This window comes from Candidatus Neptunochlamydia vexilliferae (genome assembly GCF_015356785.1).
Classification (GTDB): Bacteria; Chlamydiota; Chlamydiia; order Chlamydiales; family Simkaniaceae; genus Neptunichlamydia; species Neptunichlamydia vexilliferae.
The window spans coordinates 12,231-33,148 of the sequence record NZ_JAAEJV010000020.1; the positions used below are offsets into that span (position 1 = coordinate 12,231).

16 protein-coding genes are annotated in these 20,918 nt (G+C 45.2%); 6 read left to right on the plus strand and 10 right to left on the minus strand.

What is annotated here, in order from left to right:
• Nucleotides 1-73: 73 nt before the first annotated feature.
• Together NEPTK9_RS04770 and NEPTK9_RS04775 are read right to left on the minus strand one after the other, a co-directional pair.
• Nucleotides 74-577: a hypothetical protein gene (locus NEPTK9_RS04770; protein ID WP_194847689.1), complete on the minus strand. Its 504-nt coding sequence runs from the start codon at nucleotides 575-577 to the stop codon at nucleotides 74-76.
• Entirely contained in the window at nucleotides 574-6,129 is a 5,556-nt protein-coding gene (locus NEPTK9_RS04775; RefSeq protein WP_194847690.1) for an EndoU domain-containing protein, read from the minus strand. Before NEPTK9_RS04775 ends, NEPTK9_RS04770 begins: the two co-directional genes overlap by 4 nt.
• 141 nt (nucleotides 6,130-6,270) lie before the next feature.
• On the opposite strand from NEPTK9_RS04775, the gene NEPTK9_RS04780 reads away from it, so the two are divergent.
• From NEPTK9_RS04780 to NEPTK9_RS04795, 4 genes are read left to right on the plus strand one after another with little or no spacing between them, the layout of a single operon-like run.
• Nucleotides 6,271-6,972: a pseudouridine synthase gene (locus NEPTK9_RS04780; RefSeq protein WP_194847691.1), complete on the plus strand. Its 702-nt coding sequence runs from the start codon at nucleotides 6,271-6,273 to the stop codon at nucleotides 6,970-6,972.
• On the plus strand, nucleotides 6,969-7,964 hold the full coding sequence (locus NEPTK9_RS04785) for a glycosyltransferase family 4 protein (protein ID WP_194847692.1): 996 nt from the start codon (nucleotides 6,969-6,971) through the stop codon (nucleotides 7,962-7,964). The genes NEPTK9_RS04780 and NEPTK9_RS04785 overlap by 4 nt, the downstream gene beginning before the upstream one ends.
• 32 nt (nucleotides 7,965-7,996) lie before the next feature.
• Complete coding sequence (locus tag NEPTK9_RS04790; RefSeq protein WP_194847693.1) at nucleotides 7,997-8,674, plus strand: TIGR00153 family protein; 678 nt, start codon at nucleotides 7,997-7,999, stop codon at nucleotides 8,672-8,674.
• Between the two features lies 1 nt (nucleotide 8,675).
• The gene (locus NEPTK9_RS04795) at nucleotides 8,676-10,094 is read left to right on the plus strand and encodes an inorganic phosphate transporter (RefSeq protein WP_194847694.1); all 1,419 of its coding nucleotides are present in this window, start codon (nucleotides 8,676-8,678) and stop codon (nucleotides 10,092-10,094) included.
• Between the two features lie 12 nt (nucleotides 10,095-10,106).
• Here the strand turns inward: NEPTK9_RS04795 and NEPTK9_RS04800 are convergent, their stop codons facing one another.
• Nucleotides 10,107-10,730, minus strand: a complete 624-nt coding sequence (locus NEPTK9_RS04800; RefSeq protein ID WP_194847695.1) for a hypothetical protein — start codon at nucleotides 10,728-10,730, stop codon at nucleotides 10,107-10,109.
• The gene (locus tag NEPTK9_RS04805) at nucleotides 10,727-10,927 is read right to left on the minus strand and encodes a hypothetical protein (protein ID WP_194847696.1); all 201 of its coding nucleotides are present in this window, start codon (nucleotides 10,925-10,927) and stop codon (nucleotides 10,727-10,729) included. Before NEPTK9_RS04805 ends, NEPTK9_RS04800 begins: the two co-directional genes overlap by 4 nt.
• Before the next feature lie 177 nt (nucleotides 10,928-11,104).
• On the opposite strand from NEPTK9_RS04805, the gene NEPTK9_RS04810 reads away from it, so the two are divergent.
• Both NEPTK9_RS04810 and NEPTK9_RS04815 read left to right on the plus strand, forming a co-directional pair.
• Nucleotides 11,105-13,663: a glycogen/starch/alpha-glucan phosphorylase gene (locus NEPTK9_RS04810; RefSeq protein ID WP_194847697.1), complete on the plus strand. Its 2,559-nt coding sequence runs from the start codon at nucleotides 11,105-11,107 to the stop codon at nucleotides 13,661-13,663.
• A 78-nt stretch (nucleotides 13,664-13,741) separates the two neighbouring features.
• Nucleotides 13,742-15,340: a peptide ABC transporter substrate-binding protein gene (locus NEPTK9_RS04815; protein ID WP_194847698.1), complete on the plus strand. Its 1,599-nt coding sequence runs from the start codon at nucleotides 13,742-13,744 to the stop codon at nucleotides 15,338-15,340.
• Here NEPTK9_RS04815 and NEPTK9_RS04820 read toward each other — a convergent pair.
• From NEPTK9_RS04820 to NEPTK9_RS04840, 6 genes are all read right to left on the minus strand, one after another.
• On the minus strand, nucleotides 15,333-16,061 hold the full coding sequence (locus NEPTK9_RS04820; RefSeq protein ID WP_194847699.1) for a substrate-binding periplasmic protein: 729 nt from the start codon (nucleotides 16,059-16,061) through the stop codon (nucleotides 15,333-15,335). The two genes, NEPTK9_RS04815 and NEPTK9_RS04820, sit on opposite strands and share 8 nt — an antisense overlap.
• 44 nt (nucleotides 16,062-16,105) lie before the next feature.
• The gene (locus tag NEPTK9_RS04825; protein ID WP_228547027.1) at nucleotides 16,106-16,537 is read right to left on the minus strand and encodes a helix-turn-helix domain-containing protein; all 432 of its coding nucleotides are present in this window, start codon (nucleotides 16,535-16,537) and stop codon (nucleotides 16,106-16,108) included.
• Between the two features lie 10 nt (nucleotides 16,538-16,547).
• A complete protein-coding gene (locus tag NEPTK9_RS04830) occupies nucleotides 16,548-18,635 on the minus strand; it encodes a heavy metal translocating P-type ATPase (protein ID WP_194847701.1) in 2,088 nt (695 codons plus the stop codon).
• A 297-nt stretch (nucleotides 18,636-18,932) separates the two neighbouring features.
• Nucleotides 18,933-19,247, minus strand: coding sequence for a WapI family immunity protein (locus tag NEPTK9_RS09995; protein WP_420887666.1), 315 nt, complete (start codon nucleotides 19,245-19,247; stop codon nucleotides 18,933-18,935).
• The gene (locus tag NEPTK9_RS04835; RefSeq protein ID WP_194847702.1) at nucleotides 19,172-19,381 is read right to left on the minus strand and encodes a WapI family immunity protein; all 210 of its coding nucleotides are present in this window, start codon (nucleotides 19,379-19,381) and stop codon (nucleotides 19,172-19,174) included. Before NEPTK9_RS04835 ends, NEPTK9_RS09995 begins: the two co-directional genes overlap by 76 nt.
• The gene (locus tag NEPTK9_RS04840; protein WP_194847703.1) at nucleotides 19,378-20,517 is read right to left on the minus strand and encodes a ligand-gated ion channel; all 1,140 of its coding nucleotides are present in this window, start codon (nucleotides 20,515-20,517) and stop codon (nucleotides 19,378-19,380) included. Before NEPTK9_RS04840 ends, NEPTK9_RS04835 begins: the two co-directional genes overlap by 4 nt.
• Nucleotides 20,518-20,918 lie beyond the last annotated feature (401 nt).

Here is a 20,918-nt window from a genome sequence, read left to right on the forward strand (position 1 = left end):
ACATCAAAGAAAATTACTTTAACTTAGAAAAGGCTTTTGCGTCAAACGCTAGCAATTACCAGAATTTATTTCTTCATGGGCCTTCATCCTCATCGACAATATTGCTAAGCTCTTCGTACTTTTCCTTTAACTTCAGGTAGTCATTATATTGCCCAAACTCTTCTGGCTTCTTGATCGCATCTATGAGAGTTTTACAAGCTTCTAAAACCTCATTTTTCAATTGGTATAAGGGGATTGTTATTTCCTTATGAATAATTTCTTGTTCGCCACACTCTTTACATCCTTCAATGAGCTTAATTTCACACTGACTATTCTCCTTCAATCCAACTGTAGCCAAGAAGGAACCTTCCATAAAACAAATCACGACAAAAGTTTCTTTTCCAGAGTAAAGATCTAAAATCTTTTCAATCCACCAAAGTAAAATGTCTAGCACAAAGTCGTACCACATCTCTTCAGGAAAGACATAACCGCTAACATTATAGAAAATAATACCGAAAAGATATCTTACAGATCCAGACTCTATAAGACTTTCTTCTTTTATAGAAATTTTGAATAAGCTATCTTTACTTATGTTCATTTGCCAATTGGATACGCTGTTTTAATTACTTTTTCTTCGAGATCGACCCACATTTTTATTTTCGTTCCCCTATATTCCCCTATCACTGCTACTCTACTTCCCTGAGTCTGAACTTTCTTTCCGTTTTTATATACTTGCCGGATGACTCTTTCAAGCTTATTAAGATCTATGTTCTTAGGAAAAAGGGTCTTATTAGATCCCGGAATTCTCCATCCTCCTTTAGCATGCCCAGACAGGATATGCTTTATGTTGATCTTTACTTTTCTCCAAGAAGGCAAATTAGCTGACTTTGTTGCTATTTTTTTAGCCTTACCAACATGGCTCATGGAGCTAGAAGATGCGCTGGAAAAGGACTGGGGCTTTTTAACCAGCCTCGCTGGAGGGCTATTTACTAAAAGGGGACGCTTTCCAAGAAGGAGTTGATCAACTCTTTGGGACGTTGGAGTCTTAATGACCCTCTTGGGAACCACTGATCTCCACCTGAGACCTTTAGCTACGTGGGAGCCTTTGGCTGTGCTTCCTGCTGGAATTAGAAACGGGAGGATGTGCTCACCAAAAAACTGCCCACTTTTATAGGCTGCGGAGTTTGGATCAACCTTGGGGTTAATCATGTTCACCCCTTTGGTGTAACCTTCAGAGACCTTTGAGCTAAGTAATTCAATTGACCTTTGGGTCTCTTCCTTTTGTTTTGGGCTTTGAATCATGCCATTGAGATCATTAGCAAGTAAGCTAATGAAACTCTTGCCTAAACGACCAGCTCCATGGATCATTCCTGCAATGGTATCAATTTTTGCCTGTAGGGGGTTATCGATGTTTTCATATGCAGCTTTTTTAACAAATCGATCAACCTTCGTGCATGCTTTTCTAACTTTCTCAGAAAACTCCGTCGTTCCTGTGGGACGGTGCTTCAGCTCTTCAAGAAATCCCTCAGGAGAGAAGGAGTGACCTTGCGGAAGGGGCATCAGCAGCCCGGGGGAACCATTGATCGGTTGGAAGTTACGTGTCGTGGTTGGCTGAGGCTTAGCAGCATAGTGCATTACGGCATCAGCTACGGCGCCACAGGCTGCAGTTAAGGGATCCGTAGAGGTTGAGGATTTGCTAGTCGAGGCGGAGCCTCTCGACTGATCAAGCACTTGCATGATGCGTTGGCTTTCCATTTCTTTTACTTGCTCCCAGCTGCAAGTTAAAGGCTTTGACGGAGAAGGAGGTTGATGGGTGCTATTGGGGTATTTAGGAAGAGAAGGTTTTGTATCATAGAGGGGCATTTCTATTTGACCGATCACTCCTCCACTAACATCTATCCCCTTCTCATCACACCAGTTAGCAAACTCACTGAGTTTGCGGTCCGATAACCGCCAAGCCTTGTACCAAAACCCATGCTCTTTGGGGTCCTTGATCTTTGGCATCATTTGGGCAGAAAGTCGCCCCCTTTCTACAGGGTCTAAGCCTTGGGTTTCTATGGGAGCTGTTCCTAGTTTGTTAATCTCTGTGAGGTAACTTGTGACTCGCTCTTTATTTTTAATGCGAGCCCCCTTAATCCTCCTACAGCTTTTGGAATCATTTTTTCCAGATACTTGGGGCATGTAAAGGTGAGGCTGAGGTGGAATGTTTTCTATTTTGACCCCCTGGTCTATCAACTGCTTCTGAGCATTAAAGCATTCCATCTCAAGGCTACTCTTAGAAATCTGGAAAAAGGTCCAGTCGGTTGCAACCTGTTTTGCCTCCTCTGCTGTCTTATACTTTCCAAGACTATGGGTTTTCCCTTTCTCATCGACATAGGAAAGATGGTGGTAGTGGGTGTCTCGGCGGTCAATTGGACGAGCAAGGTACCCTGATGGAGCTGTGATATGGGAAGGGGCTTTTTTATCGAGACCTGCTTGGTAGTTTTGTAATACCTTCTCATTATTTGCAATTTTTTCATGTACAAAGCTTTTTAGCCTATCTACGACCTTACTAGTTTTACTTGAGCTTATTACACGCTTGTGGTCCACACAAAGCCTTCCCTTATCATCTCTTATTTTAACCCGTAGCTCAGGCAACTGGAATTGTGGAGGCGTAGGAATATCGCTTGGATTTAATAGGTGTTCGTATCGTTTTTGTAGCTCATAGGCTCTTAGGTTCTGATTGTTTGTTTGATTAAAAAGATCTTCGAGCGCTTGGAGAGCTCCTCTAGCTTTGCTTTTGCTGGAAGAGGATATAATAGTTTTCTCAGAGTGGCCATTTTTATAGTAAACAACTTCATAGAAGCCATCTTCTTTCTTTAAACGAAATGACTGCTTATCCATTATTGGGGAGGCAACCATGAGGTGGGATTTGTCTAAAGGATTGTAAAGGTTGCCTTCAACACCCTTAATATCAGCTTCTAAGCGCACTAGGGTCACATTTTGATTATCTCTTTCCTTCTCTAGCTTCTCTAGCCTACCCTTTGCATAAACCCACTTTTGGTAGTCCGCCTCTTGCTTTTTTTTCTCTTCAGCCTTCTTGCATTCTTCTTTTAGGTTATTAAAAGTAGCCCTCGCTTCCAGCCACTCTTCTTTTTTAGCTCTTAGTTCACTAACAACCTGAGGATTTTCGACAATTCCAACACTCGATGCTTGCTCTTTTAGTTGGGCTAGTTCGCCTACCATCCGTTCTACAGCAGCCTTTTGCTGATCCTGCTTTCCCTTGCAACTAGCAAGGTGAGCCTTTGCTTTTATAAATCTTTTCTCAGCACGGCGCTTTTTTGCTTTGTCAGCTTTTTTGCTTTTCAGAACTTTTTCAAATTCCTTTTGCTTTTTATCAAATTTTTCCTGAGCCGCAACAACCGCTGATTCTTTATGATCGAGAGCTCTCTTTTCAACGGTTAACTGCTGTGTTTTTTCTGTAAGCTCTTTAATAAGAATAGGATCTACTGTCTCAATAACGGGAGGCAGGTCCTCTGCCTGATTATCCTCTTTTTTAGAAAGGACTTTTTCGATAAGCGCTCCTTGAAGGTCTACGTTTGTGACAAGTGCTCTCACCAGCCTTGTGACCCACATATCATCAACACCTTCTTGAGGAACGATCTCCTTTCCGAACTCCGCAACTAGCCCTCCCGCAAACGATTCGATAAACTGATTAATATCGCGCGTAGCCGCTCCTTTAACGAAGGAAGAGCCAATATTGATCAAAAAACCCATATCTCGCTCCACTCCTTTGGAGGTTGCTACAAGAGCCATTAGATCCACTCCGAGCGCAACACCCATCTGAGTCAGGTTCCCTCCCATGAGGCGAGCAAGACCAGAATTCGCTACAAGCTTTAGCCCTTGAATTGACTGGGACTTGCTTAAAGGATCAAAATAGAGACCTGCCGAATGAATCAATGATCTAGAAAGTTGCATCATTGCGGGCATCGGGTTGCCTGTAACAGCTGAGACACCACCAGATACAACCAGCTGAGAAACCTCTTCTTTTAAAGAGCTCTGGAGGCGCTTCAAAATCCATTTATCTTGCGTCCTTTGTTCCCCCGCTAATCGCTGTCCTATTACGTAATCTTCATAATCTTCGATCTTTGCAATTCTTTCGGTGAGTAAATCTTCTGAGCAAGGCTGACACCTAGAAAAGTGACAACCTTCATGGTAGATGATAATAGGATCTTTACTTAGATGCTGATTCACCATACTCATTGCAATGTTGCCGGTAGAGGTGATAACCTGAGTTTTTTTCCCAAAAAGGAGCGCCGCCAGCTCAACCTCTTGGGTGTTGAGATAAAAATCAGAGCTTTGAACCACAGTAAGATAATGCTGATATACCTTATCCAGGACAAAGGTTTCTTCAGCTTTAGACCTGTTATTCAAAAGCTTATCTTGGTGATACATCGCATTAAAAATAAGCGTCTGTTTCCCCTTTTCTAATAGAGAAAGAAAAACTTCTTTCTCAGGATCGATCAGGTCTAAAAGGTAGGTTTTATTTTCCTTGACCATTTTTAAGATCTGATGATCGCTTTTTCCCTTATAGCGGTCAGACTCTGCTGCAGCCTTGAGAAGTTTTCCCCGAATACTTTCTATTTCTTTTAGCCAAAGATCTGCTTCTGCCATCTTAAGCTTATGAAGCTCTTTTTGAAATCGAACGCCCAGTTCAAGATACTCTTGCTTTAGCTCATGCCCTTTTGCTGCAGCAAATAACATTTTAGCAGAAGGATCTTCAGAGCTTAAGTAGTTCACCAAAATCTGCCTGAGCTCTTCTTTGATAGCCTCTTTTTTTTCCTTTAGGTTCTTTATGAAGTCTCTTCTAGGGTCTCCATTGTAGCAATATTCCCCACCGATTTGTTCTCCCAAAAGGGCGTGAAGGGCACAGTCACCATCGGGCCGCGTCGGAAGCGCCACATAAGCTTTTCCCTCAAGCTTAAAAAGAGGGTAGAGTTTGCCTTCTTCAACGACAGGTTTTTGCTGTATTGCTCGAACATCCCCCTTTAACCACTCGATAAGGAAGAGTTTCGTATAGATCTTTTTTAAGGTCGGAAAAAGCGATTCTAACTCTATTTTTTTAGGAAAACATCGCCCTTTTGTACTTAAAAGCTCAAAAAACCGACGCTTAAATCCTCTTTGACCGTCAATAAGCTTGGTCAGTCTCTCAATTAAGTCGGTCGTTGGCCCTCGACCGGTTAAAACGACTGTATCTTCATTGATCTCCACATGGTAGGTGTACTCGTAACAAACATCCTTATAACCACCCAAACGCCACCCCAAGGCATCTGCAGCCTCTTGAACAAGAGCTTTGCTTCCTCGAGCTTTCTTGAAGAAGGCTTGGAATGTTTTTCGAAATAGCTCCCCATCCTTTTGTTCTCCCAACTCAAAAGCTTTAGAGTGACAAACCAGGTCGAACACTTCCTTTTCTAGCTCCTTAAGGTAGCCTTCGCTGATCTTTAAACGATCTTGAGCGCTAAAAAGCAAAGATTCCATATTTGTAAAAGGAGAAAAGGCCGAGCTAAACTTACTCGTTTCCTGCCGATAAACCCCCAAGAGGTGTGTATCCTTTTCTAGCCACGCGATAGCTAAAAGGTCACTATAAACGGCTCGAACCTCATCCGAACATTTAGAAAAGATCAGCTTGCAGATAATTTCAGGGAAATAACCACTATAAGAAGAGCTCCAGCTATCTAAGTTCGCCCCTTCTCTAAGCATCCGACCTTCTTTACGAAGCGCCTCGATAAAACGGCTCTGAAGGGTACTATCCGATAAAAGTTCCTTTAGCTGCTCCTTAAATCGTTCCTTTTTCCCCCAAACATCTACATAAAGCTGCGCCTCATCTCCATACCCAAGGTGAAATAACTGAAACCGATCGAGCAGCCCCGATGATGTTTTAGAAACCAGAGCATTTTTTCCCAAAATCTCTAGCCCAATACTTTCGGCTGTTTTCCCTTCTTGAAAAGCTCTAGACGAGCAAATCTCAATAGAAACCCGTTCCCTAAGATACTCTATTTCGATCAAGTTAACCTGAATACGGATATGGATTTGCTGACGAAGCAAGTGGTTGTAGCGCTCCTCAATCCTTCCCCATGAAGACTTCTGACGGGTTACACAAATGGTAGACATCTTTACCTTCCTACGTCAAAAAACACCTAAGTACGGTAACTCATTCTAAATTTAAAAGTCAAACAGGCGCAAAATTCATTAAGAATAAATAACTTACATAATAAATTGCATTATTCTGGTAGATCTTTTACAATGTTTGGCATGAAGTCAAATAGATTAAGTAAAATTTTAGCAGCGGCTGGTGTTGCCTCAAGACGGGGCGCCGAGGAACTGATTTTTGAGGGCAAGGTCCGGGTAAATGGGAAGGTTGTCACTGTCCCTCAAACCTTTGTTGACCCAAGCCAAGACAAAATCTATGTTGAAGACAGGCAAATTGCGGTCAGTGAAGAAAAGGTCTACTATCTCCTCAATAAGCCGCGCGGCTTCATCTGCTCTAACAAAAGGATGGGCCGGAAAAAATTGGTGATCGATCTTTTTGCAGGGCTAAAAAACCGCCTCTTTACGATTGGCCGCCTCGACCGGGACACAACAGGACTCCTCCTTCTGACAAACGATGGCCTTTTTGCTCAAGAGGTGATCCACCCCTCGAAAAATATTACGAAAGAATATCTGGTAAAAACGCAGCAAGAAATTACCCATGAACATTTAGAAGCCCTTTCTAAAGGGACCTTGATTGAGGGAAAGTGGATCCGCCCCGTCCGCGTGGGTAAAGTGCGGCGTGGCACCTTAAAAATTGCGGTCAAAGAGGGAAAAAAACGGGAGGTCCGCTTGATGGTTCAAAATGCAGGTCTCACCCTCCTCTCCCTTTCCCGGATCCGCATTGGAGATTTAAAACTCGGCCCCCTCCAAGAGGGAGAGTGGCGAGAGCTAACCGAAGAAGAACGCAACCTGATTTTTGCATGACAATACTGCAGATTGTTGCCGATGGCAATCCGGGGGGAGGAACGACATTTGTCCTAGAGCTGATGGGAGATAGCCCCCTCCTGACGCAAAAAAACTCCTATGCTGCAAAACTGACCTCAGCCTATGAGATCGATTTCTTTACTTCCCGCCTTGACTTAAGAATCCCCTTAAAAATAAATAAAGTGATCGATGAGGTCAAACCCGATTTGATCCATGTCCATGGAGGACGGGCCGCCTTTTTCTTAAGCTTTTGCAAAAAAATCTGCCCCATTATCTACACCGTTCATGGCCTCCATGGGATTTACCAAGGACTCCGCTTTAGTAAGTGGGCAGAGCGAAAGGCGATGCAAAAAGCCGACCTTGTCACCTTTGTCTCCCATGCAGAGGAGGAGCTTGCTCTTAGGCATAACCTTCTTAGAGGAGCCAACCATTGCGTGATTCCGAATGGGATCGATCCGAAAAAGCTGCCAAAGCGGAAAAAACCTAGGGAAAAACTTCTCGGTTTCATGGGCCGTCTTTGTGACCAAAAAGATCCCCTTTTTCTCCTTAAGGTGATGGACATTTTGGGACCGATGGGATACCACCTGCGCGTCATCGGTGGAGGAGAGTATGAAGAGGCGATGAGGCAAAGCCCTTATGTCACGGTAACGGGGAAACTTCCTCGAAACGCAGCATTAGAAAAGCTTGCCGACGTCGAAACCCTCCTCGTCCCTTCAAGGTGGGAGGCATGTGCCCTTGTTATTTTAGAAGGAATGGCCCTTGAAATCCCCATCATCGCCTCAAGAATTCCTGCTTTTGAAGAGGTTTTAAGTGGTGGCCCTTTTGGAACCCTGATCGATGAAAAAGATCCCCAAAAATATGCCGAGGCGGTCCTTGAAAAAAAGGACGATACTGCAGCGGCAAAAGAGCATTTCGAAAACCACTATTTGTGGGAGCGGTGTGTCAACTCTTATCGCTCTATTTTTCGTGATTTTAAAAAAGCGAATTGTTAAACTGCGGATTGTTAAAAACAAGTAGTAAGCCTGTGCGATCCACCATTGCTCGAATTTTTGGAAAGTCCCCTTTCCATCCCCTTCAAGCTCACATGAAGAAGGTGAGCAGCTGTATGAAAAAGCTCACCGAAATCTTCACCCGTCTTCAGGACAAAACCCCCGAAGAGGTTGAAGCGCTTGTCAAGCAGCTTTCCAAGCTGGAGCATGAGGCCGATCTGTCTAAAAATGATATCCGGAACCATCTTCCTAAAAGCCTCTTTTTACCCATAGACCGGGCCCAGTTCTTGGATATCTTATCGATTCAAGATAGTATCTCTGATAAGGCAGAGGATATCGGTCACCTTCTGATGCTCTACCCCACAAAAGAGCTTGGTGATCTGTGTGATCACCTCCATCAGCTTTTTGAAAAAAACATGGAAGCTTTCTGGGATACACGGAGTGTGATCAAAGAGCTCCATGAACTGGTTGAGTCTTCTTTTGGAGGGATCGAAGCGGAAAAGGTAAAGACGATCATCGAAAAAACCTCTCGGACAGAGTATGAAGCCGACAAGTTGAAACATGCGCTGATGAAAGAGTTTTTCAAGACAGCAGAAAATGTCAAAACCCCTGTCTTCTACCTCTATACCCGCCTTGTCGAAGAGATTAATCAGATTTCACATATTTCAGAAAAATTAGCAAACCGTATTCGGATGATCTTGGAACTAAAATAATATGTCCGTTGCTGTCATTTTAACGATCCTTGTTTTGCTTGCTGGGTTCTACATGGCGTGGAACATCGGTGCCAACGATGTTTCCAACGCAATGGGAACTTCGGTGGGATCGGGCGCGCTCACCCTCTTTAAAGCGGTGATCATTGCAGGCGTTTTAGAGTTTTGCGGCGCCTTCTTCTTAGGGGGCAATGTCTCCAAAACGATGCAACAGGGGATCGTCAACCCCGATATTTTTGCCCATGACCCCCGGATCCTCCTCTACGGAATGCTTTCGGCGCTGATTGCCACCGCAGCGTGGCTCCAGGTCGCTTCCTATTTTGGATGGCCCGTTTCAACCACCCACGCGATTATCGGCGCTCTTATTGGCTTTGGCGCTGTGGCTGGTGGTATCGGCGCCGTTCAATGGGGCGAAGTGGGCCAAATTGCCTTGAGTTGGGTCATCTCTCCAGCACTCAGCGGACTCTTTGCTTTCCTTATTTTCAGCACCCTCCAGCGAAAAGTTCTCTTTGCGATGAATCCGATCCATGCCACCCGTCGCCTTATTCCCGTGCTGGTCTTTACCCTCCTCTTTGTCTTTGCCCTCAGCACCCTTACCAATGGACTTGGCTCCTTCCACATCGAGCTTAGCCTCGCTAAAGTTTTGCTAATCGGAGCAGGAGCAGGAACTATTGGTGGAGTGATTAGCATGCTCCTCCTAAAGAGAAAAAAATTCCCCCAGACTCAGGCGGTCTCAGCAAACACTTCCCAGCAAGTCTTTAGCCTAAATAAAGCTGTCCGCCATCTCAAAAGGGTGAAGTTCACTAGTAAAGGAGAGCGGCGTGAAGAGGTGGGACGAATCCTCCGCGATGTGGAGGATTATGCTGAAGAGGTGCGAGAACACTCGAACCTCTACACCGCTAGCTCTGACTATAAAATCGTGGAGAAGATGTTTGCATCCCTTCAGATTATGAGCGCCTCGTACATCGCCTTTGCCCATGGGGCAAACGATGTGGCCAACGCAATCGGCCCAGTGGCTGCCGCTCTTGATATCATCCGAAAAGGGGGGCTTTCCCTCACCGCCCATATTCCCGCCTGGCTCCTTGCCATGGGAGGGGTTGGCATTGTTGTGGGACTTGCGACCTGGGGATGGCGGGTGATGGAAACAATCGGCCGAAAGATTACCGAGCTCACCCCAACACGGGGTTTTAGCGCCGAGTTTGGAGCCGCGATCACCATCCTTGTCGCCTCAAAACTAGGCCTTCCGATCTCAACGACTCACTGTATCGTGGGAGCGGTTCTTGGTGTAGGTCTCGCGCGGGGACTTTCTGCCCTAAACCTCCGCACCCTCCGCGATATCGTCCTTTCCTGGGTGATCACCCTTCCCTCTAGCGCGATCGTCTCGATCCTTGTTTTCTATCTGATCCGGGCGATATTTGGTTAGTGGTTATTCGAACTACAATAGCAAAATTTTTGCCGGAAATGTAAACGCAATTCCTTTTAGCTCTTCTTCTTCTCGCCTTCTTTGAGCATCCCTTTCCTTCATCATCTCATCCTGCTCATCTATACTTCCAATAGTTCCATCTGCAACAAACCCAAGTCCAGTAGTAATCATAGATCCACCAATTGCTGGATTAACAGCTGCAACAATTGCCCCAGTTCCCACCAGAATGGCACCGATTACAGCTTTAATTTTCCATCCTCTCTTGCATAAAACAATAGGCAAAGCACTCTTACACTTGGAAGTTTTAAAGAGGGTGCTTTCAATCTGACTTAAACATCCATAAAAAAGGTATGAAATAGAATAAGACATTCCTTCAGCTAAGGCTGAAGGAAAATGTTCTTCAAACAAGTAAGTTGCTTCTTCCAAACAGGAATCCCTGAGAAGTAAAAAAGCACGACATATATTTACAGTATGAAAATCCTCTGCATAACCTGCCTCCCATGCATTTAGAAACCTATGAGCTTCTACAAAACGATCCTGAACAACATGCGTAGCAAAGTCACTCAACAACTCATCTTTGGTACTTCCAAATAGACAAAGAGGAATCAAGAGGACAAAGAAAAAAAAGTTAATCATATCGAAAACTCTATTTTAAAGAAATATAGCAAAACAAAAAAAGTAATTAAAAAAAAGGCAATAGCATCCCGCACATTTTTGAATGTTTCTTTCTTGGGGTGGAACTTTAATAAATACATTGCCCTGCAAAGACTTCCATAAGCAATGAAGAATCCAAAAACTCTGAATACAACTTTTAATATGTCTGATGCTTCCATAACTCCATGCATTTTTTAGCGGCTTTAAAAGAAACCACTATCTTATTTTCTGGAAAACTTGTCAATCCAAAATTTTAGTTGCAGGAGCCAATTGCAGTGCGCCACGAGGCGCACTGCAATTGGCTCACAGGGTTAAAACTTGACCTAAGACCTCAGCTTCAATATATAAAACAAACTATGGACCCCATAGAGTTACAAGCAGAGACTGTCGCCCAGAAAGTGCGCCACTACCTCATCACCACGATGGGGCGGACGGCTGATGAAGCCAATGACGAGGAATTTTACCGCGCTTTTTGCACGTCGCTTCGTGAAGAGATTATGATCAACTGGACGGCAACGACCCACACTCTAAAGAAAAAAGGGCTCCGGAAGCTCTACTATCTCTCGATGGAGTACATGCCGGGGCGCCTCTTTGGAAATAATATTACCAACCTCAATGCCGAAGAGTTTATCAAACGGATCTTGAAGAGACTGGGTCGCGATATGACCACCATCATCAACATGGAGCATGACATTGGGATCGGGAATGGGGGCTTAGGACGACTCGCCTCTTGCTTTATGGATTCGCTTGCCACCCTTCAGTACCCGGCGATGGGGTATGGGATGCGTTATCAGTATGGGATCTTTGAACAGGAGCTGATCTGCGGTGTTCAAGTGGAACGTCCCGACTGTTGGCTTTTGACCCCCAATCCGTGGGAGTTTCGGCGGGACACTCACGCCGTCCCTGTCCAGTTTGCTGGGAAGCCGGTAAAGCGGACCAATAGCCACGGCGATGAGGTTTACGATCTGATCGATTGTGAGGAGGTACGGGCCCTCCCCTATGATCTTCCGATTATTGGGTATAGCGATAGTCCCGACTTTTCGGTCTTAACCCTCCGCCTCTGGTCGACAAAGGAATCTCCCCGCAACTTTCAACTCCAAAGATACAATGCAGGGGAGCTGGGGCAAGCGAGTGAAAATACGAGTCTGACCGATGTCCTTTATCCGAATGATAACCACGACGCAGGAAAACGGATCCGTCTCAAGCAAGAGTTTTTGCTTGTCTCCGCCTCCCTCCAAGATATCGTCAACCAATATAAGGAAGTCCATCCTAACTTTGATGGCTTTGCCGATGCGGTCCGGATCCAGATTAACGATACCCATCCCGCCCTGATTATCCCAGAAATGATGCAGCTCCTCACCAAAAATAATGACCTCCCCTGGGGAAAAGCGTGGGAGATCATCCGCACCTGCTGCGCTTACACCAACCACACCGTCTTAAAAGAAGCGCTCGAAGATTGGAATGCCCAACGATTGGGCGAACTTCTTCCCCGCAATTACTCGATTTTAGAGCGGATGAATGGTGAGTTTTGCGCTGAAGTGAGAAAAACGTTTCCCGGAGATGAAGAGCGAGTCCGCCGGATGTCGATCATCGAAGGGGGACAGGTCAAAATGGCGAACCTTTCGATCTATGGCTCCAACAAAGTGAATGGGGTGGCGGCTCTTCACACCGAAATCCTTAAGGCCTCCCTCTTCAAAGACTTTTACGAAATGTACCCCGATAAGTTTGTCAATGTCACCAATGGGGTGACACAAAGGCGGTGGCTCCTCCACTGCAACCCCCTCCTCAGCGCTTTCCTCGAAAAGCGGATCGGAAAGGGATGGATTACAAATTTCGAAGAGATCGCTAAGCTCAAAGACTTCGCCTCCGACCCTGAAACACAACAAGAGTTCCTTGCCATCAAGCGGAAAAACAAAGAGCGTCTCCTAAAAATGATCGAGGAGGATATGGAGTTTCGGCATGGCCATGGAAAAAATTTTGCCGAGGAAAATTTCCTCTCCGCTGACGCCCTTTTTGATGTTCAGATCAAACGGATCCATGAATATAAACGGCAGCTGATGAAGGCTCTTCACCTTCTGATGGTCTACTTCGAGATGAAGGAAAACCCCGACTCTCACCGCATTCAGCGCTTTGCGATGATCGGAGGGAAGGCGGCTCCTGGCTACCACGTTGCCAAGTCGATCATCCGTCTCTTCTACTGTCTTGGGCGAACGATTAACAGAGATCCCGTTGTGGGGAAAAAGCTGAAGGTGATCTACCTCGAAAACTACAACGTCTCTAAAGCAGAGGTGATCATCCCTGGAACCGACCTTTCGGAGCAAATCTCCACCGCCGGAATGGAAGCTTCTGGAACGGGGAATATGAAGTTCTCGATCAACGGAGCGCTCACCATCGCTACCGATGATGGGGCTAACGTCGAAATGCGGCAACAAATTACCGATGAGTGGTGGCCCTTTATGTTTGGAGCGAGCTCCAATGAAAACCTCGAGATGCGCCGCTCCCACAGCTATAATCCTCTTGACGTTTACACCAGTGAACCAAAAATCAAGCAAGCGGTCGACGCCCTTAAGGACCGCTCCCTTGTCGAAAATGATGCTGAACATGAATCGCTCATGGCCGTTTACCGAAGCCTCCTTGAAGGGATGACCCCCGATGCTTTCTTCGTTCTCAACGATCTCATGGCCTACTATGAAACCCAGAAAAAGGTTGAGGAGCTCTATCAAGACCCCAACCGCTGGGCCGAGTTTGCTCTCCATAATATCGCCGGCATGGGAGCTTTTTCCGCTGATGTTTCGATCAAAAACTATGCCGAAAAAATCTGGGAGATCAACCCCTGTCCTCCCGATCCAAAAGAGCTTAAGCAGGTCCGCAAAGAGTATAGCGAACACGACCGGTGTCGGGTTATTCCTTCTTGACGTCTGGTGTAAAATTTTTCTTTTTAAAAAACTCGAAGTCGCTTAATATTGGTTTTTTTAAAACCACGGGCTACAAAGATGAAACGTACTATTTTATTGATCTCTATACCTATCTTAGTCATCCTTATTGGGTTTTTTGCTCTCGATAAGAAACAAACCGAGAAAAAAAACATCCTTAAGATTGCACTCCCTTCTGACATCCAATCATTTCATCCCGCAAGGGGACATGATAATAACTCTACGCATGTCACAAAAATGTTGTTTGAAGGGCTCATGAGAAAAGATGAAAATGATATTCCCCAACCAGCCGTCGCGCGCAAAGTGGATATTTCCAAAGATAAGAAAACTTACACCTTTCACTTACGAGATTGCAAGTGGAGTGATGGTACTGAGATCACCGCGCATGATTTTGAATACTCCTGGAAAAGTGCACTTAATCCGAACTCTAGGTTTGTCACGCAGGTTCCTTATTTTTTTTATTGCATAAAAAATGCAAAAGCTTGCCTTTCTCAGGAAAAACCTATTGATGCTTTAGGTGTTAAAGCGATTGATGATAAAACTCTTTCTGTAGAGCTCGAATATCCCTCTCCTTACTTTCTAGAAATTACAACAATCACTTTTTTACTCCCTATCCCAAAACATATTGCAGAAAAAGACCCCGAGTGGCTCAGCAAGCCAAACCTAGTTTGCAATGGTCCCTTTAAGTTAGATAGTCGACGCCATAACTCAAAAATTTCTCTCTTAAAAAACCCTCTTTATTGGGATCAGGAGCACGTCTATTTAAATGGGATCAATATATTTATTATCCCAGATACACTCATTACCCTGAATATGTTTGAAAAAGAGCAACTGGATTGGGTGGGCTCCCCTTTTTTCAGAATATCTTATGATCTTTCTTTTGATATTCTTAGCGAAAAGCTTGACGACGCTCTGATTTACTGGTTTTTCATCAACACCGAAAAATATCCTCTCAATAACAAAAAGCTTAGAAAAGCCCTTTCCTATGCAGTGAATCGTCAAAGTATTGTGAAAAGTGTTTTTAACGACTTAGGCAACCCAGAAATGTCGGCACTCTCCCCCCCATTAAAATTAACCGACCGCCCCTATTTCAAAGATAATGATACACAGTTAGCGCAACAGTTTTTTCAAGAAGCTCTTGATGAGCTTGGAATCACAAGAGAAGAGCTTCCTGAGATTGAGTTGAGCTATGCTGTAGGCTTTGAAATTCACCATCGGATCGCACAAGCGATTCAAGATCAATGGAGAAAGGTCTTAAATATTAAAAATGTCTCTTTAAGAAGAGAGGAATGGGGCGTCTATTACAACCGAGTCTCCGAAGGAGACTATGACTTAGGGTTTATGGGATGGAATCCCTACTGTCTAGATCCCTACTTTTTCATCGAAGTTTTTAGAAAAAAAGACGATATGATGAATAAGTCCAACTGGGAAAATGAAGCATTCAAGCGTTTGCTTGATGAAGCAAACCACGTTTTAGATGAGACCGAAAGAGCAACGATATTGATGGAAGCAGAAAAAATTCTAATGGATGAAATGCCCATCATTCCCATCTGCTCGTTAAATAAGCGGTTTGCCAAAAATCCCAAATTAGCGGGTGAGGCTTTATCTCGACTACAGTCTGTCGATTTTAAATCAGCCTATTTCACATCTTCTAATTAAGTTCCCACTTGGCAAGGAGCTTGTCTAACGTGCCATCATCCTTAAGCTTATCAAGCCCCCGGTTGAAGATCTCGACGAGCTCAGTATTGCCCCCATCGAGAGTGATAAGGCGCAGACCCGCATCATCAAGGGGGGGCATCGCGATTTTCACCTGTCCATGATAGAGATCGCGGATGTAGCTGGTCGCCTGCAGATAGTTAATAAGGACACCGTCGAGCTGCCCAGAGAGAACTTCATCAAGTCCCTCGGGAATCACTGTGTAATATTGGATAATCACGCCAGGAAATTTTTCGATAAGAATCGCTTCGTTAGCAAAAGAGTCGACAGCAATTTCTTTCCCATCGAGCGAGCGAATCTTCTCCTCTTCTCGAATAACGAGAACGGGGCCGGTATGGAGAAAGGGATCAGAAAAGGTATAGGTCTTACCCCAAAAAACCCGAGGGGTAAGCGAAGAGAGCATCCCATCATAGTCTCCCTTTTCAAGCCCTAAAGCCAAGTTATCCCAGTCCATCCGTATCTTTTCAAAGAAGACGCCCTCTTTATGAGAGATGGCCCGAAGAAGCTCACTTGAAAAGGCATAGATATTGGGCTCTTTTCCCTGTAGATCAAGGGGAAACCAGCTCGGATCAATCGCAATGGTATAGCTCTTGCCTCTGCTAGTCGTTCCACACGAAACAGCAACCATCAAAATAAAAAAGAGGAGGAAGTAACGCTTTATCATATGGTTTGATTATATGTTAAAACAACCCAATTAATCAACAAAACCTAAGCCTTTACTTTTTTCTTTCGACGCGCTTTGGGCACCATGGATCGACTTTTTTTAGTCCCTTCCTCACGAACTTCTAACTTGGGACGCCTCTTCCGTTTGCTATAGCTTTTAATTCTTATTTCTATATCGCTTCCTAACATGCACACAAACCTCATGAGCCTGTCTAAAGAATACTTACTTAAGTTCCCCCGAGTAACACCGGAAACCTTAGACCGTTCAATGCCAAGGATTTCAGCCGCTTCTTTTTGAGTAAGATTCCGAGCTTTAATGGTTTTGTAAATCTGTCTTGCTAGTTTAGATTTAGCCAAAGCCTCTTCAGGGTTTTCAAAGCCTAGATCTTTAAAAAGATTTCCACTTCCTGTATGAAATTCCACTGTTTTTTCTTTCATCTTGCATAAGAGTATAATTGATATTAAATTTATAGACAACTTCCCAAAACTATTTCTTAAGTAATCGGAGGCCATTAAAAACAACGAGGAGGGAAGCACCGGTATCAGCGGCAATTGCCATCCAGAGGGAAGCCAGGCCAGCAACGGCAAGGGCGAGGAAAACCGCTTTAAGGGCGAGGGCAAAGGTAATATTTTGCTGGATGATCCTAAGGGTCCGACGAGAATGACGAATGAGCCACGGCACTTTCGAGAGGTCATCGGCCATCAGCGCGATGTCAGCGGCTTCGATCGCGGCATCGGTCCCCATCGCTCCCATGGCAATCCCAAAGTTGGCAGCTGCCATGGCCGGGGCATCGTTGACCCCATCACCGATCATCGCAACCGTGGTCCATTTTTCTTTGAGCGCTTCGACTGCTTTGACTTTGTCTTCGGGGAGGAGCTCAGCTTGGGTGGCATCGACACCGGTCAGGCGGGCGATCGCTTCGGCGGCGGGCTTGTTATCGCCTGTAAGCATCGCGACCTCTTCGACCCCTGCCTTTTTGATCTCTTGAATGGTGGCAGCGATCTCTTTGCGGGGTTCATCGGCAACGCTAATGAGACCACAAATATGCTTGTCATTTCCAATGGCGATAATCGAGTGGCCCGCATCTTCAAGCTCAAGGGCCATCTGATGAATCTCGGGGGTTTCTTGGTTCATCTCATGCATAAAACGGTGACTGCCGATCCAATAACGGGTCCCCTTAAAAGTCCCTTGGGCTCCTTTTCCTTTGGTAATCTGAAAGTCTTCGGCTCGATCGGGTTTGATCCCTTTTTCAGCAGCATATTTGAGGATGGCGCGGGCAAGGGGGTGTTCGCTGGGTGCTTCAAGAGCAGCAGCTCTTTCGAGAAGTTCTTCTTCGGTGTGGTTGTTTAAGGGGATCACCTTTTGCACTTCGGGACGGCCATAGGTGAGCGTTCCCGTTTTATCGAGGGCAAGCGCGCGGAGTTTTCCCGGCATTTCGAGGAACATCCCCCCTTTGATCAAGACGCCTGCACGGGCAGCTGCGGTGAGTCCGGAGACGATGCTTACAGGTGTCGAGATCACAAGAGCGCAAGGACAAGCAATAACAAGGATCACGAGGGCGCGGTAAAACCAAGTAGCCCACTCCCCTCCAAAAAGAAGAGCTGGGACAAGGGTGGTGAGGATCGCAATCCCAATCATAATAGGGGTATAGATCTTGGCAAATTTTTCGACCCACTGCTGGGATCCAGCGCGGCGAGACTGCGCCTCTTCAACAAGGTGGATGATCCGGGCAAGGGTGGTATCGTTGGGATCTTTCGTGACAAGGCACTCGATCGCTCCCTCCTCGTTGATCGTCCCGGCATAGACGGTATCTCCCTCTTCTTTGGGGATGGGAACCGACTCGCCAGTAATAGGAGCTTGGTTGATCGAGGTGCTCCCTTTTTCAACGACTCCATCGAGAGGCACTTTTTCTCCGGGACGAACAAGGATCCGAGCACCCACTTTCACCTCTTGGGCAGGACGCTCTCCCTCGCCGATGACATGGGCGGCTCTTGGGGAAAGATCCATCAATGCACTGACGGCGCGGCGGGCCCGGCCCACACTCCAATGCTCAAGAAGAAGGGCAACAGAAAATAGAAAGGCCACAGTCGCTCCTTCAAGCCACTGATCGATAAAAACAGCCCCGATCATCGCAATGATCATGAGGAGATTCATGTCAGGCTGCAACCTTTTGATCGCAAGGAGTGCTTTGGGAACGACGAAGTAAGCCCCAAAAACCATCGCTGCGAGATAGATCCAATCGGAGGTTTTGTCTCCTTGGATATGGAGAAAAATGGCAACGGCTAAGAGAAGGCCGCTAAGCGCTGTGGTGACAAGACGGCCAGATTTAAGCCAAAACCCTTCTTTTTCAAGCTTTTCCCGTTCGCTCCAGAGAATCGCCTCCATCCCGGCCTCTTTGACCCACTGGGAAATCTGATCGCTCGTCACCTTGTCGGGATCGCAGGTAACAGTCATTTTGGCGTTTAAAACATCAAATGCTAGATCAGAAATCCCTTCCCGCTTGGCAAGGGCTTTTTTTAAGATGGAGATTTCTTCAGCGCAGTCAAGACCGGCCACTTTGAACACAATACTCATAAGTTTTCATTTTAAACAGAAAACCCTTATAATTCCTATAATGTCAACTACTCCTCCCTAAAGGAAGGGGTATCCGCATCGATATTTTGATGAAAAAAGTTTCCATTTTTTTAGTCGTTACAGCTCTATTAACCTCAGTTTCGGGTTTAGTTTGCTTAGCTCCAGAGGGAGTTTTGCTTAAATTTTCTTCTTTTGGATCGAAGGTAAGGGTCTAAATGGCCCTTTCCGAGATCACAAAGGAGAAAAGAAAGCTAAAATCCCCTGAGGCTGAGTGAAATAAACCCGAAACTGAGGTTATTAGCATCTTATAGGGTAACTCTTAAGAATGAGCTCGAGTTTATCAATCAGTGGTTTAAGATGGTTTTGATCTATGTCAAAGAGAAATGAGTGCTGTTGATAGCAGTGATCAGGGGTTATCGCAACCGATAACTCACACTGCCCACCATTACCCATTTCTAATTCTATGCTGAGATAAGGCTCCATACACTCTAAAGATGCCTTTCTTGATAAGGAGGTGTGCATCTCCTTACACCCCTCTAGCCAGCTATTAAGTTCCGGAAGGCGTAGATCGACCCTTCGGTTTGGACGATAGCAAAAGGTGTTGTGCAACATGCCGTCACCACGATCCAGTTTCCATCCCAGTAGTCATCTGATTTAGGGAATTCACAGCCATGAACCCATAGCTCAAAGCCCCCAATGGAAAGGTCTGGCTTATGCAATTCTTTTTCAGGGAGAAATCTTGTCATTTTACAGGCCTAAGGATTGGTAAAGGTTCCCAGATGATAAAAGGCTTGATCCTTCGCTTGTAGCGCCCTAGGTCATCGAAATAGAGTACGTCATGGACATCTTCGTGCTCATGAAAGTGTTGGTTTGCCCTGTGCAATGAGTCATGACAGGGGACGATGCCGAAATTATCTCGGGCAAGGAGCCTTTTATAGACACCTTCTGCATCGCTAATGGTAATGGGCAGGCCAGCTTGGTGAATCCCCAAGAACATGCAAATGGCTTCTTTTAGTCGTCCAATCGAAGCTCCGACAACGCAGACTGTAAAGCCTTCGTCTCTATAGTAGGGGCGGGAAACGCTAAGATCGATATGGGTTGTGTTGCCACCTCGTTTGATTTCCCAAGGGTGACCACCCCGGTCCTTTTTGGGGTGTTTGCCATCGATCCAGTCAGCAAACTCGGTTTTTGAGTTGGGATCAATTTCTAAAAGGCCCTCGTCACGCCCATCAGCATAACACTCATACATCTTCCGCCCAGTCATGCTTTTATCGATATGATCTTCTTTCCGTTTACCTGCAATGTAGGCAATTTTACAATACTCAAAATAGTCATTCACCGTCATGTCTTCTCTAATCGTGAGATCACGATCACGAAAATACCCCTCTTCAAAAAGGCGAATAAACTTTTTGGTTTTTGCTTTCCCTAGCTCTTTGTCGATGTGATAGATGTCTGAAAGGGAAGCTTTAACTAGGGAGCTTGGGACAATTCCGTACCGACGATTAAGGGGGTAGGCCTCATACACCGCCTTGGCGGCTTTGATCCAGTCTCTTTTTGTAAACTTCAGCCACTCACGTGCGGAGGTGATGAGGTGATTCCAAACTTTAGCGGGATCTTCACTCCCGTCGTCATAGGAGCTAAAGCCAAAGGATGATCCAGCTCGGACGCACTTGTTTTGCTCAATCTCCAGATTACAAAGCTCGCCATCTATGTGGAACAGGTAAAAGGTTCCATAAGACTTCATGATCCTGATATGGTGGTATTTGTTTTTCTTATCGGGAAATAAGATATCCCAAATGCGATCAACCGATGAGATTTGATACTGAAACTGCATCACCTCTTCTACTAAGGCATAGACATTCTCTTCAAAATTCCCTTTCATAACCACACTCTATCGACTTCAAAACAAGAATTTTATCACAGATCCTCTTGAATGAAAAGCTTTTTTTAGTGTATACTTTCTTTGAGTACCAAAGGAGTATTCTATAAAAAACGAATCTATTAACCGTCTTGTCGTTTTTGAAGATAAAAAAAATCCGCCGCATCTTTCATAATGGGGAGTGGTATTTCTCTGTTATTGATGTTATTAGTATTTTAACTGGAAGTTCAAACCCGAATTGGTATTGGCCTGAATTAAAGAAGAAAATTATTGAAAATGAAGGGTTTATTCAGTCTAAAAAAAATTAGGCCTTGTTCACCTTTTCGCATTGTGACAAGAAGCTGTCACAACAAGTTGTCTCTCAAAGAGAAGAGACCATCTCTACAGTGAGATGAATCTAGGGT